The sequence below is a fragment of the Pedobacter lithocola genome, assembly GCF_042650845.1.
GTDB lineage: Bacteria > Bacteroidota > Bacteroidia > Sphingobacteriales > Sphingobacteriaceae > Pedobacter > Pedobacter lithocola.
Map to the genome: position 1 here is coordinate 169,281 of NZ_JBHSBW010000013.1, position 26,791 is coordinate 196,071.

The window sequence follows — 26,791 nt, forward strand, 5'->3', positions numbered from 1 at the left end:
AAAATGCCCCTTCATTCACCTAGTTAATTAGCGATAGAAAGGGCATTTAAGCTGTTACAGGACGTTTTTTAGTTCAAATTTAGTGTATTGCCATGCTTCGCAAAATCCGTACAAAGATCAAAAGCGACTTGTGAACGCTCAAAGCCAGTTCCGTACATTATAGATTTAAACTTGCTTTCATCATCCCTGAAATTACGCACGTTCTGAAAATAACCCGTTACGCTGTTGTATGCGCCAAACAAAGTTCCTTTGGTGGATGCCTCCTGCTGGCTGTCTGCGGTCATGGCATAATCAAAAACACTGCTAACCATGTTGTTGTAATGGCTTGATAGTTCGTCTTCCCTACCAGTTTTAAGCTTTTCGTAAGTTTCCTTGTTCGGCACCATTGCCAGTTGAATAAGCTTTTTCACTTCGGGGTCGGAAATGCGTACCCTTGACCACCTATTAAATATGGCTTCCAGTTCGGTGCTTAACTGGTCGGATATGCCTAACATTTTATGCGCCCCTTTCAGTTTTTCGGCTGCGCTTGCGGTATGGCGTATCTTGATTTGGTTACTGCAATTATTTAATGCAGCGTTTAATGTGTTAGCGCACCAAATACGCACAGGTGTAAAAGCAATAGTAATGCTCCCTAAACCGTCATGAGTAGAGGTCAAAAACAAATACTGGTCAATCATATCATCCCTGCCAACCCGTATTTGCTCGGGCAGTTTAGCTGTTATAAATATCGTTTTTCCATATCCTAATGCGCCTGCGGTTTCATATTGTATGCCACCTCTGCCACCTACAATATTATCAAAGAATGAAAAAGCATCTATATTCTGTACCACTTCATAATCCCTGCCGATCTTATCGCCCAAAATGGCTTCCGTATCGGTTCGGTAGGTAAAAAATGAATTATCAGAAATGATATTGTTACCGCTTGGCAGAGTGTGCAAATTCGGGTGTTTTGATACCTCAAAATTTAAATCCGCCTGTAAAATCGCTTCTGCGCTTGTTGCGTTGCTGTCAATTTCCTTGCCAATGACTTTCAAAATTTTTCTTTAACGTTTGCCATGAATGATATTTTTAATGTTGCGTACTCTTGATAAAAAAATCTCTGTTTCCAGTATATTGACGTTTGCGGTATCGGTTAAACTTAGTTTTGATTGTGTTTCTACTTCGTTTACGATCTCTGCAATACTAGTATGGTCGGCATGGACTGCCACACGAACCATAATAAAAAGGGTCTCGTATTTCATGCTAAATGATATTGGCTTTTAAACTCTGCGAACTGTCTGTAAAAGGCATCGGGGTTCTCTGCTTTGAATTCTTCCCCGTAACCCTGCCAATAGATTTGGTCAAGGTGGTCTATAAATGCTGCTTCCATGTTGTTGCTGATTAGATAAATGGAATAAATACCCCTGCGATATAGCAGGGGTATTTAACATTTATGCAGGAATGGTAATACCTGCTTCGATCTCTGCCAAACGGTTTACGCACATGCTGTCTACAAACTGTGCTACTGCCTGAATGATAACAGGGTTTTTAGTAGTAAACTTCCTGCGGTTGTCGTCTTCGATGGTCAGAACGCAACCCTGAAAGTGGTTTGCTTCCGTTTCGTCCGCATCATCAATTTGCGCCACTTCAAAGGCTTCCAATGTATCAATGGTATCTAACAACCTGTCACGCTGAATTTTCCTGCGGTGCAGTTCTTCCACCAATTTTAGGGTGCTTTCTAAGTTCAGCACTATTTTTTGCGGTTCTTCCTGTTTCACCTCTTGTTTAATCGGCTCTGCTTTTGGCTGTTCTGCTTTCGGTGCTTCGGGCTTTACTTGTTCAGCCTTTGGCAATTCCTGTGGCCTTAGCTGTTCAGCAGGGGTTTCCGCTTTCTTAGTTTCGGATTCTCCTTTTGGCTTATCGTCAAACTCTTTGCTTAGGGGCAAGCCGTTGGTTTTAGGCGCACCATTGTTTTCTGCCTTAACGTTTACCGCTGAACTGTTTACTTTTTTAGCTGTCGTTCCTGATTCGATTACTGTAGTTTTCATGATTTTTATTTTAAATTTTTAGTGTTACTGATTTGATTTTGCCCTGTGGGCGTTTGTCTGTGCATTGTTTTACTCCCTGCGGTGGGTGGGCTTCTGCCGTGTGCTGTTTGTGTTTTCATGGTGCTATCTTTTTTTTTAATATGTCAGTCGGCAGGGGCCTCCTGTCTTTTTGATAAGCACCCTCACCTAAACCAATCCCTTTGTAAGGCAAGACTTTGCCAAAAAAAATACTACCCCGTAGCGCAGCGGAGTGGGTGGAGATTTTTTTTGAGCAAACCCGTAGGGCTTGGTCTTGACGTCAAAGGGATTGTTGAGAAATTTGCTACCAAAAAGATGGGTGGAATTATTGACCAGGGTTTGCAGGACACTTATGAAAACTTATGAAGTGGCAGGCAGCGTGGGTGGCGGAGGAACGGAGCCACTTATGCCAGATGCAGTGAAGCTGCCGAATGCAGGAACGGAATGAGGCGGCTGGAACTGCTGGCGCATAGGAAAAGGAACAGGAGGAACAAACTGGTATCTTTACCTTTTTTGACAACCTTATTGGTACGGGTGTTACTCAAAAACGTTCTTTGGTCTTAAAAACCACGTGACCAATAATATCAAATCCATGCTGAAAGCGGAACATAGTCCCGGGAGGAAATATACTGAGCTTACTTTTAGAGACGTTGTCCCCTGTGCGAATAAACAGAGCTACTTCAACACTTACCGCCGAACTGGTCGCTTTTAAGGATATTTATACTAAAGGGAAAGACGATGGTATATACATCGAAAAGTTGCTGTAAAGCGTCCTTGTTCAGCGAGCCTATGGAATCGACTACGCGGCTCATTTATTAAATGCGATTGTAGATTCTTTTTATATAAATCCTATTATCTGGGTCCCATCAGCTGCTTATATAGATCCGATCATTATCTTTACTCCACTATCAACCATAAAGGACTCTAAAGACCGCAAAAGCAATAAATCTCAACCGATCAATGAAAAAAATTACTGCTATTTTTATTTTACTTTACGTTGTTTCGTTTACAGCCTATTCAAAAACCTGGATCATCGCAAGCTCCAGCTTGGAAGTAAAATTTAACGATCAAACAAATATTTTGACTGTTACAGACAAGCGCATCCAAAAAGCTTGGCAACAGACCATAGCCAGTGAAATTTTCACTGTACAAAACACATCCCAAAGAGGCAACACCTTACAGGTCGATTTTACTGGTAAAAACACTTTTACGGCAATTTTTACGCTAACGTCACTTTCGGCATTAGAGATCAGCTTATCAGCCGACACAAAAATGCCCATGAACGAACTTAGTTTTCCAGCCGCTTTTGAAACCCCTAATAAAGATCATTATTTACTTTATACCGATGGCGGCGGTTTTCTGCTACCGGCAGACGATACAGAATATCCACTTGGCAACGGCCGTACATTTTTCTGTGGCGGAGGTACCTCTATGGCATGGATGGGCATGACAGATACTCAATTTGAAAGCGGGTATATGGCAATTTTAGAAACTCCCTTTGATGCGGCATTAAGAACCAAACGTGAGAACGGCCTGGTTACATTTTCGCCTGTTTGGTTATCTTCTAAAGATCAGTTTGCATACGATAGAAAAGTTACGTATCATTTTTTTGATAAGGGTGGTTATGTTGCCCAATGCAAAAAATACAGGGATCACATCTGGAAAAAAAACAACGTTATTACCTTAAAGCAAAATGAAAAAAAAACACCTGCTATTGCCAAAATGATCGGCGGGGTACATATATATGTTTGGGACAACGCCCGCGAAACAAGTTTTGCAGCAGAATTAAAACAAAGTGGAATTGATAAGGCTCTTATACTTTGGAATCCCAATCATACTCCATACCCGAAAACGGGGTATGATACGCAATTAAAAGAGTTAAGCTATGCCACAGGTACTTATGAGCTATTCACAGATTTAAAACTGAGAGACACAGTATTTCGTGAAACAGATGAAAAAGGACCTTTGCGCTTTGCCTTAACTAGCTACCCCGGTAAATTTAATGAGCTTGCAATTAGAAATAAGGACGGTAAGACAGTGTCGAATCAATTTGGCCATACCAGTAACCCCATTGCCATACGCCCTGAAATGGTGAAGCGTATAGAACGTGAACTAAAAGAATTTAAACATGAATCCTATTTTTTGGATGTGTATCAGGCAAACGGCTTGTTTGAGGATTACTCGAAAAAAAATCCGCTTACCCGCCAACAATTTGCAGAAGAAGTAATTAAAAGTCATAAGTTATTAGCTGATAAATATGGCCAGTTTATGGGCGGAGAATGGGGAGCGGATTATTTGGGGTCTGGTGCTGTTTACAACCATGGGATGATGACTTTGCAAAGAACCTGGTTTGGCTCTGACATACAAAAAAAGGGAACTATTTACTACTATGGCGACTGGAAAAATAACTCCAGGCCAACGCAAATGTTGGGAACAAGGGTAGCTCCTGATAAGTATCTACGATACTCAATCAATGAGTATACGAGAGTGCCTTTATATGATCTGGTATATCATGATGCCGTGGTAAGTTCGTGGAGATGGGAAGATGGTAATCACCATAATCCTGAAATATGGTGGAAAAAAGATCTATTCAATATCCTTTACGGTAATGCGCCACTTTGGAGTATCGACAGAAATGTCTGGGATGCATACAAAAATACGTTTATAGAGAGCTATAAAAATATTTGTCCGTGGTTACAAAAAATAGGTTATGATGAATTGGTATCACACCGGTTTGTAACTGCAGACCATAAAGTCCAGGAAACGGTTTTTTCATCTGGTAAGAAAGCGGTTGTTAATTTTGGCGATATGGCCTACACGTTCCAGGGTAAACTGATCAAACCGAAGGGATTTCTATTATTGTAATCGCAACGATCTTTTTGCTTGCATTAGTCCACTACTTATGAATTGCGGTTTCTAAAGATATTTATAACGATGTAGCTCAATAACCACTAACAGGATGTTTTTACTGTAAAAAGTCCCAAATTTTGCAACGATCCTGGGATCAAACCATAAAAAAAGACCATGCGTTTACATGGTCTTTCGCTGAATCGAATCGAGTGATTATTTCACTACAGTGGCTTCCAGTTCCACCTTTAGTGTTTCGTTCAAGGCAACTACTTGCAGAAGAGTGACCGTCTGTTTCATTCCGTGCTTCGCCACGAAGGCCTTGAATAAGTCAAAACAGTTCTTGATAAACTCATCAGAGGAAGTTGAGTAAACTGTGAGCCGAACTATATTTTTGGGGTCATAACCTGCCTCATTAATTACCTTTTCGAGGTTCTGTATGGCCAGTCCAAGCTGGGTGCGCATATCGGCATTGCTCGACTTGCCATCGGCATGCACCGCTGCCTGACCTGATACATATAGTGTACCCTGTACATCTTTTACTTCAACAGCCTGTACATATCTGAGCTGGTCCTGCCATTGCCAAGGACTGAATTCTCTTTTTTCCATTTGTTTTTCCTTTTTATTTTGCGCCATAGCTGACGCAAAAGTTAATAATGTGAACACTAAAATTTTACCAAACTTTTTCATGATCTGATGTCTAATTTATACATCAAAGTTCATCAAAACCTCTGCTTACTTTTCGTGACAAATCTCACAATTATCTTAGGCGCGCTATGGTGTCGAAAGCCTGCTCAGTGTCTCTCGGGTTACACCCAGATAAGAAGCAATCAGGGTGTGGGGTACTCGCTGGAAAAGTATTGGATATCGTTGCAGGAGCTTATCGTAGCGTTCTTTGGCATTAGTGCTGATTAATTCCAGTATTCGCTGCTGGGAACTGATATGCCCCCTGTTGGCTTTCTGAAGAAAGAAGTAGGTCATTTTAGGAAGGTTCCTGCACAGGTTGTTATAACCCTGAAGGGTCATGCATAGCACCTGGGTATTTTCAAGGGCCTGCAAGGACATACTTGCAGGACTTTGGTTGAAGAACGCATAATAATCCCCTTCCCACCAGTCTTCCATAGCAAAGGCTACGACATGTTGCTTTCCTGAGGCATCCGCATAGTCAAGCTTTAAAAGTCCAGACACAACCCAAAAGGCATATGGAACTCTTCCGCCTTCCCTGATAAGAAAATCACGCCTCTTGAAATTCATTAATGAAAAATGCAACAACACATCCTTAAACTCGTCATCGGTAAGCGCAATTACTTTTTCTATATGAGCTCTAAATAAATTTTCCATATTATAAAAGTTTTCAAATTGTAAGCCATTTATAGAGCATGTATCCCTAAGGCTGACATAAACCTGCTTTATATAAAATTATAATATTGTATTGATCAATAATAGCAAATCACTTGTGAAATGTTCTGAAATATGTGCCGTTGGGACTTCTTCGTAATCAAATCAAAAATGCCCAACTGTCAACCAGCCGGGCATTTTCTAAAATGTAAACACCTTTCGAGTTATTTCCCTGAATTTTTCTTAGCAGTCACTTCGGCTCTAAGTTCCTGGGCTAGTGTCTTGCTCTGTTGTAATGCGTTGCGCAGCCTGGTTCCAGCCGCCTTGTTGCCTTTTTCATAAAATTTAACTGCATCCTGTTCAGCTGTTTCGATCAGCTCTTTTAACTTTTTGAAATTTTCCATAACGTTGTTTTTATTTATTTAATTATTGATGAATTAGCGTTCTTAGAATATCGAATGAATTAGACTTTAACCCCGCGGCTTTGCGAAAGGTCTTTTTGCGTATCCTTGCCTTTCTCCAAAAGCGGATCATTTTTAACGGCTACCTGGAACTGTTCCCTTTTCTCCGGCTTGCCGTTCTCTTGGAACATATTCACTTGGCCATAACGGGGAACCGCCTCAATGCGCAGCTTCACTTCCTGCCCATCTTTTACCGTGGTGATCAAAGGGCGATTACCGTTCTTCAGCGATTCCTCCAGCTTTTCACGTTGCTTAGGATCAGCCAATTCTTTGATATTGTACTTGTCCAGTACCGCTTTCAAATCGAATCCGTAAGATGGATCATGGAACTGCTTGATCTTGAAGTTATCGAAACGGTCTTTGGTCTGGTCGAAGTCCAGCTTGATCCATGCCTTGTATTGCTGACCGCCCAGGTTGAGCAGGTCGTCTCGGTAGACTGAACGGCCCTGGATCAGGTTGGCCGATTGCTCGGCAGAGAAACCCTTGCCTTTTTCCACGTAGACGTTCTGCGTTACCGCAGGACTGTAAAAGGTCTTTTGAAAATCTTTGGCAACAAAGTTCACCTTGTCCTTTTCCATCGTAGCTAAAGTGGTCTTATGACCAACGTCTTTACCTACGGCCAGTTCACTATCACCTTTCTGCTCTTTAAAATAGCTGATCGCCTCGTGCGGGCTGTCGAACTTGCGGAATACCGGCTTGTTCTGTTCACCCGGCGAGATGACAAGGTACTTTTGTTCCGCTTCCAATGGTTTGGCATTGTTCAGGGTCACCGAATATTTATTGAAGTAATAATAGTCGGACTGGCCGGACTGCTTGAAGTGCAGCTGCAAATCTACCTGCCCCTTATCTGCAGGCATTGGGTGACGGAGCTGGAACTCTGGAACATTCTTCTGCATGTTCTTTTCCATTTCCTCCGCCAGTTTTTTTGGAAAGCCAAGCTCCTTGAGCTCTTCTTTCAGGTTGTCCAAATTGTTTAAGTTCATCGCTTTAATTGTTTTTAGTGTTAAATCTGGATTGTTTATCGCCAAATCCGTTGGTGGCTGTAATTGGTTTCTTTCCAATCGTTTCAAGTCGTACACCAGGCTGCTGATCGGCACGGCCTCGTGCCAGTTAAATATCTGCTGGTATTCCCTTGCATGATTTATGGCTTCGTGCTCATCTAAAAAGCAGGTCAGATCATATCTGGCATTGATCGGGTTATCGGTGTCATACACTACCCATTCATATCCTTTGTTCGACTGCTCTTGCAAATGTTCACGCAGTTCACCTGCCATTGCCGGATCGTTTAACTGTGCCATGTACTATACTTTTACCTGATTTTCTGCTGGTTGTTACGCAGCAATACCGGCTGGCCTGATTCTAGTTTGACCTTGATCTTTTTGATCTTTTTGCTGAACAGGGATTTGGCGGCATCTATACCGGCACCAGCTACCTGCGTAGCGATGGAATTATCCACCCCGTACATACCGATGCTGCGCACCGCATCATCTGCTCCGCTACCAGCTGCGTCGGCCAGTTCCGCTTCCGGCGCATACAATCCCGGCATGCCGTCCAGCGAATAGACCGACAGGTCAACCGGAATGATGGATGTGCCCAAACGGATATTCTTAATGTCGAGTAACAGGCGCTGGTTGGTAATGCGGCAGGTGCCAAAGATCTCATGCCCTTTGGGGATCAGGTAACCATACAGGGTAACGGTGTCCTGCAATCGCAATTTTATAGTTGCACCCTGTACCGCTTTCTGTTTGTCTACGATCTGTGCGGGTATCGCCTTGAACTTGGTATCGCCTTCGGCACCGGCAGGTTTTACCGTTTTTGCAGCTACGCTTTCCGGATTTTGTATGGCTATAATTTTATCCATCATCTCACTGAGCTGCTTCATTTCCGGGTCTTCCGCCTTGTCTTCCTGCATAGTACGCATCAACTTTTCCAGGCGATCAACATCGCCAGTCATATTGCTGTTATTTCCAGGCTGTGAATACTTTGTGCCATAATCGACAGGTGGAACAGGCCGGTTAACTTCGGTATTGATCTGCGCCAGCTTTTCATTGATGCGCTGCTCGTTCGGATCAGGCACATTTGCTGAACCAAAGCCCTGTTTTGTAACCGAAGTGGGCAGGCTATCGGGTTTTTGCTCCCGGCCAGCCAGTTCGTACAGGCTTAACTTGCTTTGCGGGTCTTCCTTTTTAAAGGCCGCATCGGGAAGGGTTGTGTTGATTCCCGGTTTGCTTGTGAGCTGGCCTGTGGAACTATTACCTTTACCGCCGCCCAAGGCATAAAAGCCAAGCGACAGGAAAGGCAGTACCAATAGCGGTAATACCAGCAGCATCTTTCTGGTTCTTTCTTCTTGTGTTTTCATTTTATAATTTTTTATTGATGATTAAATCGAGTGAATAAGCAGGTAGAGGTTGATCGCCGCAAACAATACGCAGAACAGGATCAGCAAAAACAGCCTTGACTTTGCTGACAGGTTAGCTGCCTTGCCGTTCAGGTGATCCGCTGCCTTTGTCTGTAAGCCGATGATCTTTCGGGCAATGCCTGCGGCCAGTTCCTCCTGTTTCGGGTTCACCGCTGTTTGTCTTTTTCGGAATAGTCTCATGGCTTTAGTGCTTTAGGGTCTTCGTCGCGGTTTTCCAATATCTCCCAGCCCTGGATCAGAAAGCCGTGCGGGTTGTTGTCCGTCTGGGTTTTAATGTCCCTGATCGTTCCCTGCGAAACTAGCCTGCGTTTGACCGTACTGCTGGAACGTACCAGTTTTTGGGTAGCGTAGCACGTAAAAGCATAGGGATAGGTATTAACATCCAGTTTGATGCTATCTACCTCAATATCCTGGGAAATATTGGCCGAAATGAGGTTGTTGTAATAACCGCTTTCCTTCAGGTTATCGTACTGCTTTTTGGCCGATTCATCAGCGAGATAAAGCGCCTTGGAAATATTCGCCTGTATGGCCTTGTCATCCGGCGCCAGGTTAAAGAACAACTGGTGAAAGGTCTTGATGTGGTCGCGCAGCTCAACCGGCAGGTTGCTTTTCCTGTCCGATGCGATCGCTTCCAGCACTTTTCCGTTGTAGAGGATATGTACGCGGTTCTGCGCCTGGTTCACCATATCATAGCTTTTGTAGATGCAAAAGCCGATGGTCAGCACATTGGCCAGGATCAGAAAGATGCTGAACGTCTTGATGTGCTTAAAGGCGGTGTCTATGTTTTTAAATTGACTGAACATATATTTGGGAATTAATGATGAATGTTAGTTACCGGATAGTTTATCCCTTTGGTGCTGTGAGCCGCCGGATTTGTCAGGAAAGTAATCGCTGTTCCCTGAACCTGAAAAACCCTGTTTGATATTCCGGTAGGCATCGCCCAAAGCATCTGCCGCCATACCGCCCCCAGCCATCGCAGCACCGCTTGCAGTAGAGCTTGTGTTACTCACAATGGTATTCACCCGTTGCAGAATGGTATTGCCCCCTCCGGCATGTACCACGTAGTTGGCCACGTTCGGCACTGAGAAATAACCGACGATGCCAATGACCAGGAATATGAGATACGCCGTGTCAGTGGAACTGAAGAAGGTATCGCCCTGCTGACCGATCTGCGAAAGGTCTAGTTTGAGCATGTTCTCCTGTATTTTCCCAAGGATGCTCCCGAAGATATTGGCAATGGGCAGCCACAAAAAGATGTTGACATACCGGGCAAGCCACACGGTGAGCGTATGCTGAAAACCGTCGAACACGGCAAAGCCAAATACCAATGGGCCGAGAATGGCAAGGACAATTAAAAAGAAAGTACGAATGGTATTGATACACAGCGCAGCCGATGCATAAAGGACTTCCAGCACCTGGCTAAGCCACTGCTTGATAGAGTTGCGAAAGTTATAGCTCTGCTTTTCAGCCCAGAACTTCATGTCATTGCCGATACCATCAAAGAAACCTTCCTCTTCGCCGCCCGGATCTTTTGGATGGGTGTACTTATACCATTTTTCACGGTCTCCGCTACCGTCCTCGCCGACATACATCTGCCATTGTTTGGACTTCTTCACCGCTTCTTCCTTTTGTTTGAGCAATGCCGCTATCGCCTTATTGCTGTCAGCCACCATAGCACTGGTCGCTGAAACGGTCGGCTGTAATACACCGTTCATCAGGGCGATGACCGCCGGAAAGGCAATAATGGCCAGCCCCAAGGCAAATGGGCGTAATAATGCGTAAAAGTCGATGGGTTCTGCCGCTGCTATCTGCCGCCATACTCGTGAAGCGATATACCAGAGTGCGCCAAACCCGGCTATGCCACGGGCGACGCCTATCAGCTTCGAGCATAGCGGGAGCATCTGGCCATATACCTTGTCCAGTTCGCCCTGCATACTGCCGATTTCGTGCGCTATGCCCTGAGCGTGGGATAAGCTGGGTAGTAAGAGCAAAAGCAGCATGCCCCCCAGCCCCCTGAAGGTGGAGCTATTGAAAAGCTTTTTGATTTTATGATTTAGTTTCATGGCTGGTAGATTTTTTGAAGGGTTTGTATATCATTCTTTTCCTTTTGCCTTTGAAGGTTAAGCAGGCTGGCCTGCTTGTTAAAATCCCGCAGGAAAGAAAGCTTGTCCTGGGTATCGGCAAAGATCTTGTCAATGGCCTGCAAGCGTTCATCATCGCTCATGCGGAGCTTGGAGGAAGTGACCACGTTCATCAGCGCATCCAGGTTGTTTACGCTCTGATCGAACAATTGCCCATAGACCTTGCTGAGATAATTGATCTCCTGTTCGCTAAAAGTTCCAGATGATTTGAAGCGGCCAAATGCCGTTTTGTACTCCGAAACAATATCTTTTTGATAGGTAATGATGCCCGCTACCTTGTGGTACTTTCTTACCTCGGGGCTAACCAACATTAGGCCGTCAATAAAGACCTCGTGCAGACTAAAATTGCCCTGGGAAATGTTCCTCACCGCATTGTAGCCGGTGCTGACGATCTGATACCCTTTCTTCATGTCGGAAAGGATGTTCTTGAACTGGCTGAGCTTTTCTACGTTCAGCAATAGTTGCTGTACCTCGGTGGATTGTGCCCTTGAAAAGCTTGCAGTTGCTAATAATAAAAGTACCGGCAACAGTATTCTAATTGATTTCATAAAGCCTCCTGTTTTGATTAATTGATCGTTGTTCACTTTCTTTTTGCCCGACAAATAGGCTGACCTCATTAGTGAAACTTTGGGTAAATGCCGCCTTGTCCTTCATCCCGGTATAGACCTGATCCAGGCGTTCGATGCGCTCATTGTCTGTCATTTCCACCTTGCCGGAAGTAATAACCAAAAGCAGTTCCTCCAGGTCGGAAAGGCATTCATCCAGTACCTTTTCCCTGACCGAACCGATATATTCCCGGTCACCATCCGAAAGCTGGTCATTGCTTTTGACGCCGTTAAAATTCTTGCGAATGGCCAGTTGCATTTCAATAATGTCCGCTACCTTGCTGTTGTTCCTGATAAACGGGCTTACTGCTTTGAGCGAACCGAAAAAAGCACTGTGCAAACCGAACTCACCATTCTTAATATCACGAATGGTATGGATGCCGCTGGTTGCGATGTCGTAGCCCTTTTTAGCAAATCCGATATAGACCTGCAAGCCTGCGATCTGCTTTAACAGGTATTCCTTTTGCTTCTTCTTCTGGCTAAACCATTCGGCGAAGGTCTGCGCCTGGACAGGCTGAAAGCTAAAGGCGCAAAGCAGACAGCAAATACCAAGTATACTTAACAAGCCTTTTACCCTTCGCTTTTCTACTTTTACCTTATTCATTGATTCCATAGATTTCTTTCAAGGTAGCCACTTCATCCAGGGACTTTGCCCGCTGGATGCTTAAAGAAATGTTCTGCGAGTTGAACTTTTTCAGGTCGCTGTAATTGATGTCCATCTGGTCAGCGGCGGCATTGATGATTTCCAGTCTTTTGGCATCGCTCATCTGCGTTTTAAAACTGTTCACCACCAAAAGGATGTGGTCAAGGTTTTTGATACTGGCATCCAATATGCCGGAATATACCGTTTCCATATAGGTGAGCTCTTCGGGCGTAAAGTGCTTGTCTTTACCGAACAGCCCCCAGGCCCATTTGTATTCGTCCACAATGGCCACCTGCTTTTCGGTCAGGTCTTTGATCCGCTTGTAATAGACTATGGCCGATTTGATCTGCCATAGCTCATTGTAATACTGGCTGTAAAGTTCCTTCTGCTTTTCCGTCCAGTCGGCGATCTCGGTCAGTTTAAGTTTGGACAACTGGTTTTCCAACACCTTTTGCGCATTTTGCAGCCAGATGGTTTCGTTCTGTAGGCGTTGTACCTTTAGGTCAACCGCTTTGATGACTTTTTTTATGCCTGCCTTGATTACCTCCACGATAGCGATCTGTGCATTCGCCTCGGAAGGCAAAGCAACAAACAGCGTCATGGCGCTTAAAGGCAGGGCAACCATATACTTCTTCATAAAGCCCCCTCTAAATCTCCCCCGGAAGGGGAGACTTATTAATTTTAATAATGTGTTCATAATTGATTAATTGATCTTTTTGTATTCCCGCTTGCCGACTTTCAGCGTGCCTGTTTCCGGATAGAAGGTGATGAGCTTACCCTTTCGGGTCTCGGTCAGGGTTTTGGTACCATCATCGTAGATGGCGTTCCATCGTTCGGTCTCATACTGGCGTTTACCTTTTTTGCCGTCGGTTACGACATTGAAACCGGTTTTGCGAAGTATGGAGAAATTGTTGCTACCTGAAGGTTCGATGACCAGCGTATCATCGGCTACGCTGTATTCGCCGCCTGCGCTGTTCACATAGGTGCCGGGGATAAAACTTCTGGTTTTGTCAGTGGTGCAGGCGGTAGCAAATAGTACCGCGACCGCACATAGAAAAAAAAGTGTTTTCATTTTTTATAGATTTATTGGTTAAGAATTCTGGTTACGCAGCTCACTGGCCAGTACTGCAATGCCTTTTTGTATGCTGCCATATTTCTCGGCATACTCCTGCACTTTCATCTTTTCGCTTTCCTCGGTGGTGTAGGCGAGGTATTCTTCCAGACTTACCTCTGTCCGGTAGACCTTGCTATATTGTCCGCCCAGGGAAATGAATACCTCTTTGTACTTGCGCTTAGGGTCGTTGGCCTTGTTCATCGAAAGTACCTGTGCTTTCTCTTTGTCGGTTAATCCCAGCAGTTCCTGTATTGCATCGAACTTGTTCTGGTACTTGCTTTGGTCTAAAAGAATTTTGCAGTCGGAGTTATTGACAATGGCCTGCTTAACGATAGGAGAAGAAATGATGTCCTCGATCTCCTGGGTAACAACGATGGCCTCACCAAAGAATTTTCGAACCGTTTTAAAGAGATATTTCAGGTACTCTGCCATGCCTTCTTTGGCAATGGCCTTCCAGGCTTCTTCGAGTAATATCATCTTACGGATGCCTTTAAGCTTGCGCATCTTAGAAATAAATACCTCCATAATGATGATCGTCACTACCGGAAATAGTATCGGGTGATCCTTTACGGCATCCAGCTCGAAGACAATAAAGCGCTCGTTCAATAGCTCAAGGTTTTCAGTAGCATTTAGCAAATAATCATACTCGCCGCCCTTGTAATAAGGGTTCAGAACGTACAAAAAATTGGCAATGTCGAAGTCTTTTTCTTTGACCTTACCATCTTCCAGTACTTTCAGATAGACCTCTACTAGATAATCATAGAAGGTATTAAAGCAGGGGAAGATTTCGGAATGCTGATCCAAGTAGGCATAATAACCGGTCAGCGCATTGGATAAAGCCACATACTCCGAACGGGTAAAGGGCTCATCATCCTTTTTCCAGAGGGCAAGCAATAAGGTTTTGATACTTTCCTTTTTCTCGGTGTCCAGCACATCACCATCGGTCAAGTAGAACGGGTTGAACTTGATCGGGTCTTTTTCTGAATAGGTGAAATAGTAACCACCTACCAAATCGCATAAACCTTTGTAGCTATGGCCAACATCCACCAGCACCACATGCGTTCCCTGCTCGTAATAGCTGCGCACCATGTGATTGGTAAAAAAGGATTTACCGCTGCCGCTGGGGCCGATGATGAACTTATTGCGATTGGTGGTGTAACCCAATTTGATCGGCTCGTCCGAGATGTCGGTATGTACGGGCCTGCCCGAAAGCCTATCGCCGAAGCGGATACCAAAAGGGCTGATACTACTCCGGTAATTAGTCTCCAGGTTTAGAAAGCATGTAGCCTGCTCCAAAAAGGTATCGAAAGTATCGTTCATTGGAAAATCAGCTTGGTTTCCGGGCAGACCTGACCACCAGATCTGCGGCGCACCGTCGGTTTCCTCTTTGGGCGTAGCATCCATTTGGGCAAGTGCCGAACTGACCTTATTTTTCAGGTCTTTGATTTCCGCTTCGTCTTCCGACCAGGCCAAGACGTTGAAATGCGCTTTGACCGGTAACCGCTGCTGACCGATAGCTTCATTCAAAAAATCGTTAGTCGCCACACGAGAAATGGCATTTTCACGGGAATAAGCCGACAGAGATTGCAGGCGAAGCTTTTTGGCTTCCAGCCGTTTCAGCGTTTTAGGTGCGTCTTCGATGAAGATGTATTGGTTGTAGATGTGGTTGCAGGGCAACAGCTGGCCCAATGGTGAGGCGAAGCCGATACTGAACTTGGTGCGGTCGGTACTGTACCTATCGTAATTGATCCGGCTGCCGCATAAGGCAGGCAGGTCTTCGGCATCTGATAAAGTAAACAGCTTGCAATGCGCTTCGCCGATACGCAACTCATCTTTAACGTGTACGTCGCGGATCGTCTTTTCATTTTCCTTTTGCAGGAAACAATACTTTTCAATGATACCGGGGCGGTTGCCGGTTCCGGCTAGTTCTTCATCAGTTAGCCTGCGCAGCGCGACAAAGCCGCTGTCTTTGAGCACCCGCTCGAACTGGCCCGCACTGTCCAGGAAGTCATTGAACAAAACCTTGTTAACGGTCTGTTGTGGCACAATGGACTTGCGCAGGATATTGGAATATACTGAACTGGAAAGTTTACGGTCTTTTGGCTTTTTGGTCAGGAAGATGTAACAGCGATGATCCAGGTAGGGGCGTTCATTGAAGAAGCGTTCGCTGGAACGGGACAAAAAGCTGTTGTCATCGGTCTCAAAGTTTGCCCTATACTTAGTCTCGGTAAACCAGTCCTGCTTGTGAAAAATGCTGTTAACGGGCAAAAGTTTAATGGCTTTGATCAGTATCTGGTGGTAGGCCTCATAGTCCCGGTCGGATAGTGTAAAGATCTCCGGCAGGCTGGCCTCATAGGCAATGGTGATGTCGCCCTGCGCCGATACGATGGCATTATGTTCCACCGTGCTGATCGGCATAATTTTCTCTATTGCGGTCATGGTTTTGCCTTTCTTAAAGAGGTGAATGCTTTCCTTGAACTGAATTTGAGGTAGCGTGGCAGCTGTCTTTTGGCAAAGTACTTCATCAGCCCATGCTCACCATATTTATGGCTAAGCCGGAATACGGTGTAAAAAAGGCCGCCACCTAGTCCGAAGATTACCGGCAGGATAATGAACAGGCTTAATCCACAGATGTATAGGATAGCAAAGCTGATCAGCAGCAATACCAATCCTACTGCGAGGTAAGCAATATACTGCGCCCGCAATCCCTTGAATTCTATGGGTTTGTTGATGCCTTTGTTGATCTGATATACGCTTGACATGGTAATTGATTTTTAAAGCCCTGCCTTTAGCTCGGTGCCAAAGGCAGGGCTATAGGTTAAATGCCGAAGAATGATTTGAGGACGGTAGCGACTACTACTAAAAAAATACAGGAACCGAACCAGGCAGCGGCTACCTTGTTGGTGTCCGGCTCACCAGCATTCCATTTGTTGAAGACCTTGATGGCCCCGATGATGCCGACAACTGCACCGATGGCATACATCAGGTCGGTTCCGGTATCAAAATATCCTTTGACCTTGTTGGTTGCCTCGGTTATCCCGGCATTACCGTCCTGGGCGAATAGGGACAGGCTGCAAAGCATATTGTACACGCAAAGGGTGAAGGACAGTAACAGGAATTTGGCGAAGGTTTGCTTTTTTGGGCTATTGAATTGATTTTTCATGGGAATTACTGTTTAAAATGGCGGATTGAATTGATTTGAAAGGAAAGCATGCTTAGTCCCAGAGGTCTTCGAGTTCCTCATCGGTCAGCAGGAAGGGCGCATTGTCTCGGATATAGCGGTTGAGATCCTCCAGGTTGTCGCTTGCGGCTATCTTAGGATACTTTTCCTTGATCCGCTGAATTAGTGGAAAAAAGTGAGTTTTACCGCCATCCTTATTTTCCAGATCACGAAAAGCGACTTTCAGTTCTTCCAGCACATCCGGCACAAGCCCTAACTGATCGTCTTTGTGAGCATCCGGCGACCTTTCTGCGAAATGGACACCATCCATCGCTACCATGCTTACACCTTCGGGCTCCACCGATCTTCCCATCAGGGTGCCGGGTTCTTCTTCCTTCGGTTCGGGTTCATCTTCCAGTTCTGCTTCCCATTCCTTATGGAGCTTTTCCGGTGGTTTTTCCTTCGGCTTTTGCAAAAAAAATCCGCTTGCCTTCTGCCGGTAGTAAAGCAGAAAAATGGCCAGGTACCAGACCAGCGAGAGTACGAATGCGGCAACCAAAAACTGTTGCCAGGTGAATTGTTCTAACATGATATTTGCTTTTGTCCTGCCGCCCCATTGCGGCAGGAATTACAAAAGCAAAGGTTGGTAGCATGCAAATCCGCATTGGACAAGTAGCCAAAAATTATATTCAAATCATTGATAATCAATTCCCTTTAAAAGCCATCAGCTCTGCCTTTCACGCTTCGATTTTAATTTTTCAGGCTCATAACGTTCGTCATCGTCGATCTTCTTATTGATCGAATCACGCATATTGTCCAAAAAACGGGTACGGCTCAGACGCTTTCTTCTTTTGATCTCAACGAACCTTCGTGCCGGAATTCCAATCGATACGTTCAAGTGCTCGGCAAGCCAGGTAAAAATGTCGTTTATTCCGGCCTTACCGTGGTTAAGCTGTCCGCTGTCATACAACCCATAACCAAGTTCAACCAGGTTAATGCTTTCACCTGTCCATGTGAGTTTTTTCGATACATAGGCACTATGTTGTGTGCCCTTGTCTGCAGAAGAACCCAAGCGAATTTGCTCTATGATGTGGTCTTGCAGATTTTCGTAAGCTTTGAATCGGGCGAACAGATGATCTCCGCAGGTTGAAAATCCGATATCATGCTCTTCAAACTCAGATACAAGGACTGATGGCACTTCAGCACCACGCAAGAAATACAGCTCGTCCATTTCGACCGCACCCGCGCGGAAATATTGGTATAAGTAAGCATAATGCAAAAAAAACATTTGGATTATCTCTAATTCTCGTTCATAGTAGGACAGCAGTTTCCCCCAACTTCCAGCAGGTTTGCTCTGTTCTAAATTATATCTCTCCAACTCGAATATTTTTGCAGCAATAAATATTGGTTTTACCATTTTGAAAAAATGGATCTCTTCCTGCTTACTTTTAAACGGTTCTGACATTACTTGCTCGCGTAGTAGAAGCAATAGCCTTCGGATGAGTTGAAGAGCGGCAGCAAGACGGCCGGAGGGTGTTAATTTTTGCCCAGCTGTATGAGCCAGGCCATCGGTAAGCTGAATGAGCAGCTTTTCAATCGGTTTTGATAACATAAACATATAGGTTAAATAACCCTTGCTCAGCCTGTTCACTGGCAACAACTTTCACTTTAGCATGGGATGCGTAAAATCCTATCATATTGAACAGATTTAGATAAGTAATATTTACACAAAGTTGGGAGGATGCTAATTAACCTGCAATACGGATTTAGACATATTTTAAGAAAACTTTATACGTCTTTCGGCTTATTTTAAGAATTATAAGCCACTTTTATCCGTTATTTTTCGAAACTAATTTGTTTATAAGTTCCATCCGTCCGTTGGTGCCTGTTTTATGAAACAGATTTTCAATATGCTTTTTTACAGTTCCTTCCGAGATATGGAGACCTTCGGCAATAGCCTTATTTTTATGGCCCTGACGGATATTTTGAACGATTTCAATCTCTCTCTTGGTTAAACCAAACCGGGAGCAATTCTCGGTAAAATAGGGTGAAGACTGTTTATCTGCCATCTTCAGTTCTAACAACTCAGCATACTCTTTTCTTGCAGCTTTAATAGATGTAGAGATAAATATGATGGTGATAATTATAAAACCGGTATTCGTAAATAGTACCTCAACGAGTTGAGAGGCATGAAAGTAGGATAATATAGGCATGGATGCCCATGGGGTAACTGCGAAATAAACGCCCACTTCCTCTAAGAAATTATTGCGTTGCCTGTGCTCTTTATATTGAATTCTAATCGCCTTGATTATAGCCCACAGCAATATAAGGGCATAAAAGAAGGGAATTATGCTGCCATATTCAATGGCAGCATTTAAATTTTTATTTAAAGAGTACCCGATAACAAAGAAAACAAGGTAAGGCAGTAAAAGGAATAGCGGCACCCCATATATGGCATGAAAACGTAGTGTTTTGAGATCAAATCCTCTGTAAAAGTAATAAGGAAAGTAGGAAGCCATTATAAATCCTGTCCCATAGGCAATTATGTTCTGCGTGACGATAGAAATGCTTAACCCGTTGTCAGGAAAAAGCCCGCCGGTAATATTATATAGGATAAGTAGAAAAAGCAGTATTAAATACCACATTCTTTGAGTGTCTTGCGGCCTGGATAAATAGAATATGAGCTGATAGCTGAACATAAATATTTCCAACACTGCAAAAACAAACGTCACCACGTGCATCTCCGTCCCAAATACCAGCATAGCTATTTTATGTTTAACTGGTAGATCGCTTTAGAAAATAAAGGGTATAATCTAACTTAAGGCTGTCATAAATTTGAAATCCGTAACGCTCGTACCATGGTAGATTTCTTGGGGTAGAAGTTTCAAGATAAACCGACAGTCCGATGCTTTGAGCTCTAGCATTAAGGTGCTGTAAAAGAAGACTTCCAATTCCCTGTTTATGGCAAAGTGGATCAACTGCAATGAACCAGATATACAGCATCTTTTCTTTTGGTTGTTTCTCTTGTATTTTTGACTCGCGGTCAAGTGCTTTCAAAATACCACTTAAGCCAAGGGCTTGACAAACAAGCTTGATATCAAGCCAAACGGTTACCAGTGTTATTTTCTTTTGATGCGGATACAAGATCAACGCGCAGGATTTTCGATCGTCCCCTAACCATATTTCGCCAAAGCGATTGCACACCTCAAATGAGTAATCCATTAGAGCGCGGATGCGCTTTTCTCGGTTGTCATCTTGACGGACAATGTAATTTACACTTTGATTATCGTCAAAAGCCTTTGCCAGTATATTAATCACCAAGACCTTGTCTTTTTTTACTGCTCTTTTCATATGAATTGTCGCCAATCGTTATAAATTAGTTGGTAGAATTCCTTTATTGGTTACTTTCAAACTTTTTATAAGATTAAAGCGTTTTATCAAGCATTAGCTTCAGCTCACTTAACTAAAGTAGATTTTGTAATTAAGTGATTGTTTGCCCAGTGTATCACATCTGATGTTTCTAATTCTTGTTGCGCGTTAAAAGTTTTTTCTATATCCCATGAAACTCCATTTCCTTCAGCAAAAACGACCCTGTATTTCTTAATTACATCGTCAGGATCCTGAACAAGATCAGCTTTAAGTTTCCGTAAGCTCCATTCTACTCTATGTACTTTATTATCTGAAATTGTAGCTATAATATCAGCCAGTTGACCGTAAGTAATCGTATCGCCACCAGTGTAAACGACACTATTCATTATTCGGGGCTGATAATAACAAATCTCTGCTGTCAATCTCCCAATGTCCTCGGGTGTAGTCACTGTTACAGCATTTTTCCAACTTCCAAGTGCGTGCACGGTGCTGTTTGCTAAGTCAACCACTCCAAAAGATGGTTCAAACAGAAAGCTTGTGAACATTCCGGTCGAGATGATCACCCATTCAGTTTTGTGTTGTGACCGTAAACGATCGCGAACGTCCAGTTGCTCGTCAAAAAGATCCTGAGCGCTACCTCTTCCAATAACGTCGTAATCAACGCCAAACTGCCAGGGAAAATAGCGCTTGACCCTGGCATTTAGTATTGCCTCAACCAACTTAATCTGAAGCCCCCGACCTGTTACAAATCCAGTGCAGGATATAACTGTATGAAAGCGATTGAAAATACCGGAGAGTTCGGCAACTGAAGCAGACAGATCACCGGGAATAATCTCCACGCCAAGCAACCTAAGTTCGGCGATATCCCGTATCTTGGCACGGTCCTTTGATTCGATTGTTGATGGCTTTAGCAGTACCGTAATTGTTTCTACAGAAGAACGCGATGGATGCTGCGCCAAATTGCGTAACACTGTCATGCCAAGTTCACCAGCTCCTAACACCAGTATTGAAGTATTATCCATTTTTTCTTTTATTTGTTAAAATTAAATCTAAAGCTCTAAGCCATTCACATTTCAGATATTGCTTCAACTTTAACTTCATTGTTTTAGAGGGTTCACTTTAATCACGATCTTGCCAAAAGCACCCTCTTCTAGTCGCCGGAAAGCATTAGGTGAATTCTCGAAGGTATGAACGCTATCAATAACCGGATTAATCCTGTGGACGTTAAAAAAGTCAATCATTTCCTCAAATGCTTTTCGATGACCTGTAGAAATACCCTGCAGGTTTATCTGTTTAATTATAACCGGAAACATATTGAAACTAATTTCGGGATGTTCAAGGAATCCAATTAATGTGATCAGGCCTGATGTTTTGGTTGCCATGATGGATTTATTTAAATCACCGCCTGCCACCTCTAACACTTCGTCGACACCTTCATTATGAGTCAATGCCAAAACTTTCTCATCCCAATTGGGTTCAGATGTGTAATTTATATAGTGCTTAGCCCCCAATTGAAGTGTTTTTTCACCTTTAGTATTCTGGCTGGTTATAACAGTTGCTTCTACTCCCATTGCTTTGGCTATTTGAACCGCGAAAAGCGCAACGCCGCCGGTTCCCTGAATTAGGACAGTATTGCCCCTTTTTAACTGTCCGATGCTATTAAGCGCATACCAGGCGGTTAATGCGGCTATAGGCAAAGTACAAGCCTCTTCATCAGTTAGATACGCCGGCGACATTACCAAACCGTTTTCATTGGCTACCATGAATTCAGCAAGGGCACCCTGCAGCGGGCCGCCAAACATAAAGTCTGCCTCATCTGGCTTCCTCGGATCGTCTAACCAATTTGAATGGAGATGCGTTAATACCCGGTCGCCTTCTTTAAATCTTCTTACACCACTCCCTATGGCTACAATTACACCCACTGCGTCAGAAACCAGCGTTAAAGGTCCGTTCTTTAATATGTCAGCGCTATAGTTTCCCTCTAATATCGCTTTGTCCCGATAGTTGAGAGAAACGGCAGATACTTTAATTAACACCTCATTAAAATTCGGAACAGGAACGGAAATAATATCCATGCTAAAATTGTTCATTCCGAAATCATGCAATCGCCATGCTTTCATTTTATTTTTCATCAATCATTTTTTTGTAAAGATATTGGCCGTTCCTACATGGAAAGTTGCGACAATCAATTCAATAATTGCTCAAATCAATTATTCCGTAAATAAAAATTGCTTCGGGGTCAAACTTGCATTGAGTCACCTCTAACTATGGTATTCTAGTTATAAGCCTTCTAACCGAATCAGCAAGTCAATAAAATAAGCTTGTCTGCTCTATCAAACCATACCAATGCTTGCGAATGACGGTTACAATCACAAATCGTAGGACAGACTTACACGTACTTTTGCACCTTTATAGCAATAAATTGATTGAATTTTACAACTTTTAAGCGTTTGGAACTGATACTTTTGATTAAATTTCTATATCAGATTTTAAATCAATAACAACCAAATAAGCAGGGTCAATGAAAGTATTTAAAAACCAACACAGCTTTGATAAATATGCGGTAATCGCTTTAGCAGTAATTAGTTTAATTACTACGTATTCATGTAAAAGTGAAATAACAGAAACTGATCGAAATAAGAAGTTAATCCTGAATCAATTTAAAAAATGGCAATTAGGCACAGGTTCAGTTTTTGATTTGTTAGATGATCAGGCAATCTGGACCGTTTCCGGTAGTGGGCCGGGGGTCATATCCGGTACGTATGTTTCAAAAAAGCAACTTATGGATAAAGTGGTATACCCGATTTCTGCAAAACTTTCCAGACGATTGTCCCCGAAGCTCGTCAGTATCCTGGCGGAGGGAAATCTTGTAGTGGCTCAATGGGAAGGTAATTCGATAGCATTAGACGGCAAGCCCTATAAAAATTCTTACGTATGGTATATGACTCTAAAAAATGATCGTATTATCAGAGTAACCGCTTATTTAGACACTTACATTCTCAATGATCTTATGGAGAGGGTAAAAATCAGCCAGCCGAACAAGCATCTAAATTACGAATAAACTAGTGTTGTAATAAATGGTCAGCTTATCATTTTTTTATCTATTAAATTTGGACTACTGCATTATAGCAATCAAGGGCCGTTACGATCTGCGGATGATAAAACCAGGGGATCTGCAGAAATACCTAATCTAAAAGAACATGAACAAGAATCAAAACCGCGGCAGTTATCTTATTGATAAGCTTACCTGGATGCCGGAGACTTTGCGAAAGGATATTGGGCAGTTCAATATATTTTCATTAAAAGATAGCGGCGGAAAAACAGTTAACTGTAATATCTATAATCGAAAAGGATATTATAAGATCAGTTTGATTAATGGAAATACAAAGCTGTTTTATGCGGATCAGTCTTTGGAAATAAAAAAAACCGGCTTGCTTTTTTCTAATCCATATGTTCCTTATTCCTGGGAGCATGTGGGTAATGAGCAGTCAGGTGTTTTTTGTGTTTTTTACGATGATTTTTTCAACGCATCAGTTCATATTAAGGACTATCCTGTATTTAAATTAGGGAATACGCCACTCTTTGAGCTTTCTCCAGAACAGGCAGATGAGATCAATGACATTTTTTCAAAGATGTTTGAAGAAATCGAGTCTGATTTTACCTATAAATATGACGTTTTGCGCAACCGGGTACTGGAACTGATTTTTTGCGCACTAAAAATGCAGCCATCAACAGGTAAACAATATAATGAATCAAACGCTAGCATGCGGGCGGCATCTATGTTTATTGAATTACTAGAGCGGCAGTTCCCTATCGAATCGCCTTTACAAAGAATGAAACTGCGATTTCCTCTGGAATTTGCTAACCAGCTTGGTTTACATGTAAATCACCTCAATAAGTCTTTAAAGAAAATTACCGGAAAAACCACCTCACAGCTCATTGCTGAAAGAATAGTCCAGGAAGCGAGGGGCTTATTAAAACATACGGACTGGAACATTTCGGAGATCGCCTGGTGTCTCGGCTTTGAAGAGGCTCCTCATTTCATAAATTTCTTCAAAAAGAATGAGATACTAAGTCCCAGAGTCTACAGGAAGATTCCTATAGAACAGCATCCCATATTGTAATACTGCCGCTCGCAACTTAGGCTCGTATCCATTTTAAGCTTCACTTATTTACAAAACCTACAAAAGTCGCATAACCAGCTGTTCCAAGCTCGGAACTGATTAAATAAACCCGAGAGACGGCTATTTTAATAATGCTATTTTTCGGCGATTTAATTGTTTTTCTTTTAGAATAATCAAGCGATCCTTAGCGGTTTGCGGTAGGTAAATGAGGTTAGTATGACGATCAATAAACATATCTGCCGGTTCAGTACCCATAGGAAGACTTTGATATTTATTTTGCTGTTTATCATAAATAACGAGCCGACCTTTCAACGAAGGATAAGTTATCCAGTCTGACAATAATAAATGATCGGCATTTAAAATTTCTATCCCGTCAAATACGCCAGATTTAGGTCCACCCGCTACTGTTTCCCAAGGAGAATCAGCGCCAAAACCAGATTTGACATACATTTGGCCCTCGCCATTACTGTGATGACCTACCGTACAAACATATAGCAAGTTCTTAGTCTCATCATAAACCAGACCATTGGGACCCGGAACATTTCCTATGCCTGTTATTGCTCTCGTCCGGATATTTATGGCGTAAACAATATCTTTAAATGTGTCGGAAACAACAATTAGGTCGCGATTAATGCTTGCGATATCATTTAACAGACCTGCAGACTCACCCATATTTACCTCAAACACTTTTACCCGGGTGTTAATGTCATAACCTACCACCCTGTCTATATCGGCTACGTACAGCGTGGTTCCAATTATTGCCATTCCATGCGGTGAATTTAATTTACCGGTGTCAGGTAAAAAATGGCTTATTCTCATTTTTCCCGCTGATGAAATTTCGGAAATAAAACCGTCGCCATCTTTGCCGACCTTATTATTACCCGGGCCTATATTCGATACAAAAAATCTTTTCCCGTTCGAAACTACGCTTTCGGGTGAGGAAAAACCCAACACAACTTTTTGAGCTTCGGATTTCAAATTAGTCAGAAAAAGCACCACGAAAACCGCAGCAATATTTATTATATTTTTTGTTTTCATACGTCCCTTTTTTTGTTTGATATTAAGTTCGATTATTTAATTCGTAGCCTGGCCTACAACACCGTAAGCATTGCCGTTGCTTTAGTCACACGTACTTCTGCTATGTGTATTTCTTACACAAGATTATCTAAAATCTTTATAAAGATCATTGCGCGAAACAATCCAATAATTGTAAAAAACAATCCAGGGGATAAGAATTTTTAGTGCCAATCTTAGCTATAGGGGCGCTTGCGAAATGCACTGAAGACGGACGAATGAATAAGAGGTTTATTGAGTTACCCAGCTTCTTTGAGCATCGATCTTATGCCCATGTATAAGAAAGACGCGAATTATTAACGCTAATTTTATCATTAGTGCTCATCGACCTCAAAAGTGATAGAAGGAAAGGTTTGCCGAACGTTTAAATGTCGGACCAGGCTGGGTGGTACATTTTTAATCAACTCATAATAGCTTATTAATTTCCTCGTTTTGCTGCCACTCATTGGTTCCCAGTTTTTGCCCAGCGGCGAATTCGCATTGTACGTAAAAATAGCCAATTCGTGATTAGAGAACTGCGCACGTAAGGTTTTACCATATTCATACTTTTCAAAATATGGCATGTATGGCTGAGTATGAATAAAGGTAACTGTTTGATAAAGGTGCCTGAAATAGTGTCCAAGGTCGGACTGATGACCATCCAACAGGCAAACAACATTTTTTTCACTCAGATTACCATTTTTCTGTTTTCCGATCTGTTCATCGCGCTCAACTTTACAGTTTTGCAGGTATGTAATAAAATAATCTAATGCTTCTTCGGTAAAATTATATCGACTTGCCAAATAATCCTTTAATATCGCAGATGATGACGGGCCAACTCCCCAGAAAAAGGAGAGATAAGCGATCTCATATACCTGTTTAGGGCCTATTGCTAAATTCGCACTTTGTACCAGAGGAATAACTTCCATAAGCTCCTCGTACATCGCAATAAAGGCGTCATGTCCCGTTTTTCCTTTGGTTTGAATTTGATCAACATTATTGCGATGGATTTTTAGAAATTCGAAAAAAGTACTTTTAAACCCATTTTTACGTGCGCTCTTAATATTAAACAGTATAGTAATAACAACCAGCAGGACGCTCAAGCTTGTCGTGATCATCGTAGCCTTGCTATTGATGCTGCTTGTCAGACTGTTAGAGATCGTTATAAAGTTAGTTGATAACAGAGGTTTATTACTGTACGGGTCAACCTTTTTAATACGGCTATTTTCAGCGTATCGGTTATACTCGCGTTCCAAATTGGCAGATAGTGTGCTTTGCTCTTTAAAGTGAAAGAAAAGATACGGAAGCATAAAGGCTGAGAAGACACCGAGCGTTCCATACAGTAGAATCCTGTATAAGACATTAAGGAAAACTGACCGATTTCTCAGTCTTTTATAATTGATCTTTTTAACTCTTTCTGACATTATATGATTTTTATCTTATGAAGAAGACTATTCTTTGATGGAGAAGGT

General features: G+C 42.8%; 29 protein-coding genes. 3 read left to right on the plus strand and 26 right to left on the minus strand.

The genetic code is table 11. From position 1 onward, the window contains the following. Nucleotides 1-68 precede the first annotated feature (68 nt). The 3 genes from ACFOWA_RS14660 to ACFOWA_RS14670 form a co-directional block, all read right to left on the minus strand. Complete coding sequence (locus ACFOWA_RS14660) at nt 69-1,034, minus strand: DUF932 domain-containing protein (RefSeq protein ID WP_378986411.1); 966 nt, start codon at nt 1,032-1,034, stop codon at nt 69-71. 9 nt (nt 1,035-1,043) lie between these two features. Further along, nucleotides 1,044-1,241, minus strand: a complete 198-nt coding sequence (locus tag ACFOWA_RS14665; RefSeq protein ID WP_378986413.1) for a hypothetical protein — start codon at nt 1,239-1,241, stop codon at nt 1,044-1,046. Between the two features lie 189 nt (nt 1,242-1,430). Further along, on the minus strand, nt 1,431-2,027 hold the full coding sequence (locus ACFOWA_RS14670) for a hypothetical protein (protein WP_378986415.1): 597 nt from the start codon (nt 2,025-2,027) through the stop codon (nt 1,431-1,433). A gap of 978 nt (nt 2,028-3,005) precedes the next feature. On the opposite strand from ACFOWA_RS14670, the gene ACFOWA_RS14675 reads away from it, so the two are divergent. After that, complete coding sequence (locus tag ACFOWA_RS14675) at nt 3,006-4,910, plus strand: glycoside hydrolase (RefSeq protein ID WP_378986417.1); 1,905 nt, start codon at nt 3,006-3,008, stop codon at nt 4,908-4,910. Between the two features lie 198 nt (nt 4,911-5,108). Here ACFOWA_RS14675 and ACFOWA_RS14680 read toward each other — a convergent pair whose 3' ends face one another. The 21 genes from ACFOWA_RS14680 to ACFOWA_RS14780 form a co-directional block, all read right to left on the minus strand. After that, the gene (locus ACFOWA_RS14680) at nt 5,109-5,582 is read right to left on the minus strand and encodes a RidA family protein (protein ID WP_378986419.1); all 474 of its coding nucleotides are present in this window, start codon (nt 5,580-5,582) and stop codon (nt 5,109-5,111) included. Nucleotides 5,583-5,666: 84 nt separating this feature from the next. Further along, on the minus strand, nt 5,667-6,233 hold the full coding sequence (locus ACFOWA_RS14685; protein WP_378986421.1) for a Crp/Fnr family transcriptional regulator: 567 nt from the start codon (nt 6,231-6,233) through the stop codon (nt 5,667-5,669). A 221-nt stretch (nt 6,234-6,454) separates the two neighbouring features. Then, a complete protein-coding gene (locus tag ACFOWA_RS14690; RefSeq protein WP_378986423.1) occupies nt 6,455-6,634 on the minus strand; it encodes a histone H1 in 180 nt (59 codons plus the stop codon). A 59-nt stretch (nt 6,635-6,693) separates the two neighbouring features. After that, nucleotides 6,694-7,989: a hypothetical protein gene (locus tag ACFOWA_RS14695; RefSeq protein ID WP_378986425.1), complete on the minus strand. Its 1,296-nt coding sequence runs from the start codon at nt 7,987-7,989 to the stop codon at nt 6,694-6,696. Nucleotides 7,990-8,000: 11 nt separating this feature from the next. Further along, complete coding sequence (gene traM, locus ACFOWA_RS14700) at nt 8,001-9,050, minus strand: conjugative transposon protein TraM (protein ID WP_378986427.1); 1,050 nt, start codon at nt 9,048-9,050, stop codon at nt 8,001-8,003. Nucleotides 9,051-9,071: 21 nt separating this feature from the next. Beyond that, nucleotides 9,072-9,290: a hypothetical protein gene (locus ACFOWA_RS14705; protein WP_378986429.1), complete on the minus strand. Its 219-nt coding sequence runs from the start codon at nt 9,288-9,290 to the stop codon at nt 9,072-9,074. Then, nucleotides 9,287-9,913: a conjugative transposon protein TraK gene (traK, locus tag ACFOWA_RS14710; protein WP_378986431.1), complete on the minus strand. Its 627-nt coding sequence runs from the start codon at nt 9,911-9,913 to the stop codon at nt 9,287-9,289. Before traK ends, ACFOWA_RS14705 begins: the two co-directional genes overlap by 4 nt. Nucleotides 9,914-9,937: 24 nt before the next feature. Further along, entirely contained in the window at nt 9,938-11,173 is a 1,236-nt protein-coding gene (traJ, locus tag ACFOWA_RS14715) for a conjugative transposon protein TraJ (RefSeq protein WP_378986433.1), read from the minus strand. Continuing rightward, entirely contained in the window at nt 11,170-11,799 is a 630-nt protein-coding gene (locus ACFOWA_RS14720; RefSeq protein ID WP_378986435.1) for a TerB family tellurite resistance protein, read from the minus strand. Before ACFOWA_RS14720 ends, traJ begins: the two co-directional genes overlap by 4 nt. Then, nucleotides 11,786-12,460, minus strand: a complete 675-nt coding sequence (locus ACFOWA_RS14725; protein WP_378986437.1) for a hypothetical protein — start codon at nt 12,458-12,460, stop codon at nt 11,786-11,788. Before ACFOWA_RS14725 ends, ACFOWA_RS14720 begins: the two co-directional genes overlap by 14 nt. Continuing rightward, complete coding sequence (locus ACFOWA_RS14730) at nt 12,453-13,136, minus strand: conjugal transfer protein TraI (protein WP_378986439.1); 684 nt, start codon at nt 13,134-13,136, stop codon at nt 12,453-12,455. Before ACFOWA_RS14730 ends, ACFOWA_RS14725 begins: the two co-directional genes overlap by 8 nt. Nucleotides 13,137-13,202: 66 nt before the next feature. Next, nucleotides 13,203-13,571 carry a hypothetical protein gene (locus ACFOWA_RS14735; protein WP_378986441.1) on the minus strand — a complete coding sequence of 123 codons (369 nt, stop codon included), beginning with the start codon at nt 13,569-13,571 and terminating at the stop codon, nt 13,203-13,205. Nucleotides 13,572-13,589: 18 nt separating this feature from the next. Beyond that, on the minus strand, nt 13,590-16,052 hold the full coding sequence (locus ACFOWA_RS14740; RefSeq protein WP_378986443.1) for a TraG family conjugative transposon ATPase: 2,463 nt from the start codon (nt 16,050-16,052) through the stop codon (nt 13,590-13,592). Further along, nucleotides 16,049-16,375, minus strand: coding sequence for a DUF4133 domain-containing protein (locus ACFOWA_RS14745; protein WP_378961328.1), 327 nt, complete (start codon nt 16,373-16,375; stop codon nt 16,049-16,051). The genes ACFOWA_RS14740 and ACFOWA_RS14745 overlap by 4 nt, the downstream gene beginning before the upstream one ends. Nucleotides 16,376-16,431: 56 nt before the next feature. Then, nucleotides 16,432-16,776: a DUF4134 domain-containing protein gene (locus ACFOWA_RS14750; protein ID WP_378961327.1), complete on the minus strand. Its 345-nt coding sequence runs from the start codon at nt 16,774-16,776 to the stop codon at nt 16,432-16,434. A gap of 52 nt (nt 16,777-16,828) precedes the next feature. Further along, nucleotides 16,829-17,362, minus strand: a complete 534-nt coding sequence (locus ACFOWA_RS14755) for a hypothetical protein (protein WP_378986445.1) — start codon at nt 17,360-17,362, stop codon at nt 16,829-16,831. Between the two features lie 135 nt (nt 17,363-17,497). Then, the gene (locus ACFOWA_RS14760; protein WP_378986447.1) at nt 17,498-18,385 is read right to left on the minus strand and encodes an RteC domain-containing protein; all 888 of its coding nucleotides are present in this window, start codon (nt 18,383-18,385) and stop codon (nt 17,498-17,500) included. A 217-nt stretch (nt 18,386-18,602) separates the two neighbouring features. Further along, nucleotides 18,603-19,535, minus strand: coding sequence for a helix-turn-helix transcriptional regulator (locus tag ACFOWA_RS14765; protein WP_378986449.1), 933 nt, complete (start codon nt 19,533-19,535; stop codon nt 18,603-18,605). Between the two features lie 13 nt (nt 19,536-19,548). Further along, nucleotides 19,549-20,124, minus strand: coding sequence for a GNAT family N-acetyltransferase (locus ACFOWA_RS14770; RefSeq protein ID WP_378986451.1), 576 nt, complete (start codon nt 20,122-20,124; stop codon nt 19,549-19,551). A 104-nt stretch (nt 20,125-20,228) separates the two neighbouring features. Further along, nucleotides 20,229-21,164: an aromatic alcohol reductase gene (locus ACFOWA_RS14775; protein WP_378986453.1), complete on the minus strand. Its 936-nt coding sequence runs from the start codon at nt 21,162-21,164 to the stop codon at nt 20,229-20,231. A 75-nt stretch (nt 21,165-21,239) separates the two neighbouring features. Next, nucleotides 21,240-22,274 carry a zinc-dependent alcohol dehydrogenase family protein gene (locus tag ACFOWA_RS14780; RefSeq protein ID WP_378986455.1) on the minus strand — a complete coding sequence of 345 codons (1,035 nt, stop codon included), beginning with the start codon at nt 22,272-22,274 and terminating at the stop codon, nt 21,240-21,242. A 389-nt stretch (nt 22,275-22,663) separates the two neighbouring features. Between ACFOWA_RS14780 and ACFOWA_RS14785 the strand changes: the two genes are divergently transcribed. Both ACFOWA_RS14785 and ACFOWA_RS14790 read left to right on the plus strand, forming a co-directional pair. Continuing rightward, on the plus strand, nt 22,664-23,203 hold the full coding sequence (locus ACFOWA_RS14785; RefSeq protein WP_378986457.1) for a nuclear transport factor 2 family protein: 540 nt from the start codon (nt 22,664-22,666) through the stop codon (nt 23,201-23,203). Nucleotides 23,204-23,342: 139 nt separating this feature from the next. Next, nucleotides 23,343-24,266, plus strand: coding sequence for a helix-turn-helix domain-containing protein (locus ACFOWA_RS14790; RefSeq protein ID WP_378986459.1), 924 nt, complete (start codon nt 23,343-23,345; stop codon nt 24,264-24,266). Between the two features lie 120 nt (nt 24,267-24,386). Here the strand turns inward: ACFOWA_RS14790 and ACFOWA_RS14795 are convergent, their stop codons facing one another. Both ACFOWA_RS14795 and ACFOWA_RS14800 read right to left on the minus strand, forming a co-directional pair. Then, nucleotides 24,387-25,304, minus strand: a complete 918-nt coding sequence (locus ACFOWA_RS14795; protein ID WP_378986461.1) for a YncE family protein — start codon at nt 25,302-25,304, stop codon at nt 24,387-24,389. A gap of 350 nt (nt 25,305-25,654) precedes the next feature. Beyond that, on the minus strand, nt 25,655-26,743 hold the full coding sequence (locus tag ACFOWA_RS14800) for a putative phage abortive infection protein (RefSeq protein WP_378986463.1): 1,089 nt from the start codon (nt 26,741-26,743) through the stop codon (nt 25,655-25,657). Between the last annotated feature and the right edge of the window lie 48 nt (nt 26,744-26,791).

Excerpts from the sequence above, each read along its gene's own strand:
- ACFOWA_RS14780 (WP_378986455.1), bottom strand. The coding sequence starts at position 22,274 with ATGAAAAATAAAATGAAAGCATGGCGATTGCATGATTTCGGAATGAAC.
- ACFOWA_RS14685 (WP_378986421.1), bottom strand. The coding sequence starts at position 6,233 with ATGGAAAATTTATTTAGAGCTCATATAGAAAAAGTAATTGCGCTTACC.
- ACFOWA_RS14745 (WP_378961328.1), bottom strand. The coding sequence starts at position 16,375 with ATGTCAAGCGTATATCAGATCAACAAAGGCATCAACAAACCCATAGAA.
- ACFOWA_RS14770 (WP_378986451.1), bottom strand. The coding sequence starts at position 20,124 with ATGAAAAGAGCAGTAAAAAAAGACAAGGTCTTGGTGATTAATATACTG.
- ACFOWA_RS14790 (WP_378986459.1), top strand. The coding sequence starts at position 23,343 with ATGAACAAGAATCAAAACCGCGGCAGTTATCTTATTGATAAGCTTACC.
- ACFOWA_RS14695 (WP_378986425.1), bottom strand. The coding sequence starts at position 7,989 with ATGGCACAGTTAAACGATCCGGCAATGGCAGGTGAACTGCGTGAACAT.
- ACFOWA_RS14720 (WP_378986435.1), bottom strand. The coding sequence starts at position 11,799 with ATGAAATCAATTAGAATACTGTTGCCGGTACTTTTATTATTAGCAACT.
- ACFOWA_RS14725 (WP_378986437.1), bottom strand. The coding sequence starts at position 12,460 with ATGAATAAGGTAAAAGTAGAAAAGCGAAGGGTAAAAGGCTTGTTAAGT.
- traM (WP_378986427.1), bottom strand. The coding sequence starts at position 9,050 with ATGAAAACACAAGAAGAAAGAACCAGAAAGATGCTGCTGGTATTACCG.
- ACFOWA_RS14750 (WP_378961327.1), bottom strand. The coding sequence starts at position 16,776 with ATGAAAAATCAATTCAATAGCCCAAAAAAGCAAACCTTCGCCAAATTC.
- traK (WP_378986431.1), bottom strand. The coding sequence starts at position 9,913 with ATGTTCAGTCAATTTAAAAACATAGACACCGCCTTTAAGCACATCAAG.
- ACFOWA_RS14730 (WP_378986439.1), bottom strand. The coding sequence starts at position 13,136 with ATGAAGAAGTATATGGTTGCCCTGCCTTTAAGCGCCATGACGCTGTTT.
- ACFOWA_RS14765 (WP_378986449.1), bottom strand. The coding sequence starts at position 19,535 with ATGCTGGTATTTGGGACGGAGATGCACGTGGTGACGTTTGTTTTTGCA.
- ACFOWA_RS14795 (WP_378986461.1), bottom strand. The coding sequence starts at position 25,304 with ATGAAAACAAAAAATATAATAAATATTGCTGCGGTTTTCGTGGTGCTT.
- ACFOWA_RS14760 (WP_378986447.1), bottom strand. The coding sequence starts at position 18,385 with ATGTTATCAAAACCGATTGAAAAGCTGCTCATTCAGCTTACCGATGGC.
- ACFOWA_RS14665 (WP_378986413.1), bottom strand. The coding sequence starts at position 1,241 with ATGAAATACGAGACCCTTTTTATTATGGTTCGTGTGGCAGTCCATGCC.
- ACFOWA_RS14785 (WP_378986457.1), top strand. The coding sequence starts at position 22,664 with ATGAAAGTATTTAAAAACCAACACAGCTTTGATAAATATGCGGTAATC.
- ACFOWA_RS14690 (WP_378986423.1), bottom strand. The coding sequence starts at position 6,634 with ATGGAAAATTTCAAAAAGTTAAAAGAGCTGATCGAAACAGCTGAACAG.
- ACFOWA_RS14755 (WP_378986445.1), bottom strand. The coding sequence starts at position 17,362 with ATGTTAGAACAATTCACCTGGCAACAGTTTTTGGTTGCCGCATTCGTA.
- ACFOWA_RS14705 (WP_378986429.1), bottom strand. The coding sequence starts at position 9,290 with ATGAGACTATTCCGAAAAAGACAAACAGCGGTGAACCCGAAACAGGAG.
- ACFOWA_RS14740 (WP_378986443.1), bottom strand. The coding sequence starts at position 16,052 with ATGACCGCAATAGAGAAAATTATGCCGATCAGCACGGTGGAACATAAT.
- ACFOWA_RS14680 (WP_378986419.1), bottom strand. The coding sequence starts at position 5,582 with ATGAAAAAGTTTGGTAAAATTTTAGTGTTCACATTATTAACTTTTGCG.
- ACFOWA_RS14775 (WP_378986453.1), bottom strand. The coding sequence starts at position 21,164 with ATGGATAATACTTCAATACTGGTGTTAGGAGCTGGTGAACTTGGCATG.
- ACFOWA_RS14670 (WP_378986415.1), bottom strand. The coding sequence starts at position 2,027 with ATGAAAACTACAGTAATCGAATCAGGAACGACAGCTAAAAAAGTAAAC.
- ACFOWA_RS14800 (WP_378986463.1), bottom strand. The coding sequence starts at position 26,743 with ATGTCAGAAAGAGTTAAAAAGATCAATTATAAAAGACTGAGAAATCGG.
- traJ (WP_378986433.1), bottom strand. The coding sequence starts at position 11,173 with ATGAAACTAAATCATAAAATCAAAAAGCTTTTCAATAGCTCCACCTTC.
- ACFOWA_RS14735 (WP_378986441.1), bottom strand. The coding sequence starts at position 13,571 with ATGAAAACACTTTTTTTTCTATGTGCGGTCGCGGTACTATTTGCTACC.
- ACFOWA_RS14675 (WP_378986417.1), top strand. The coding sequence starts at position 3,006 with ATGAAAAAAATTACTGCTATTTTTATTTTACTTTACGTTGTTTCGTTT.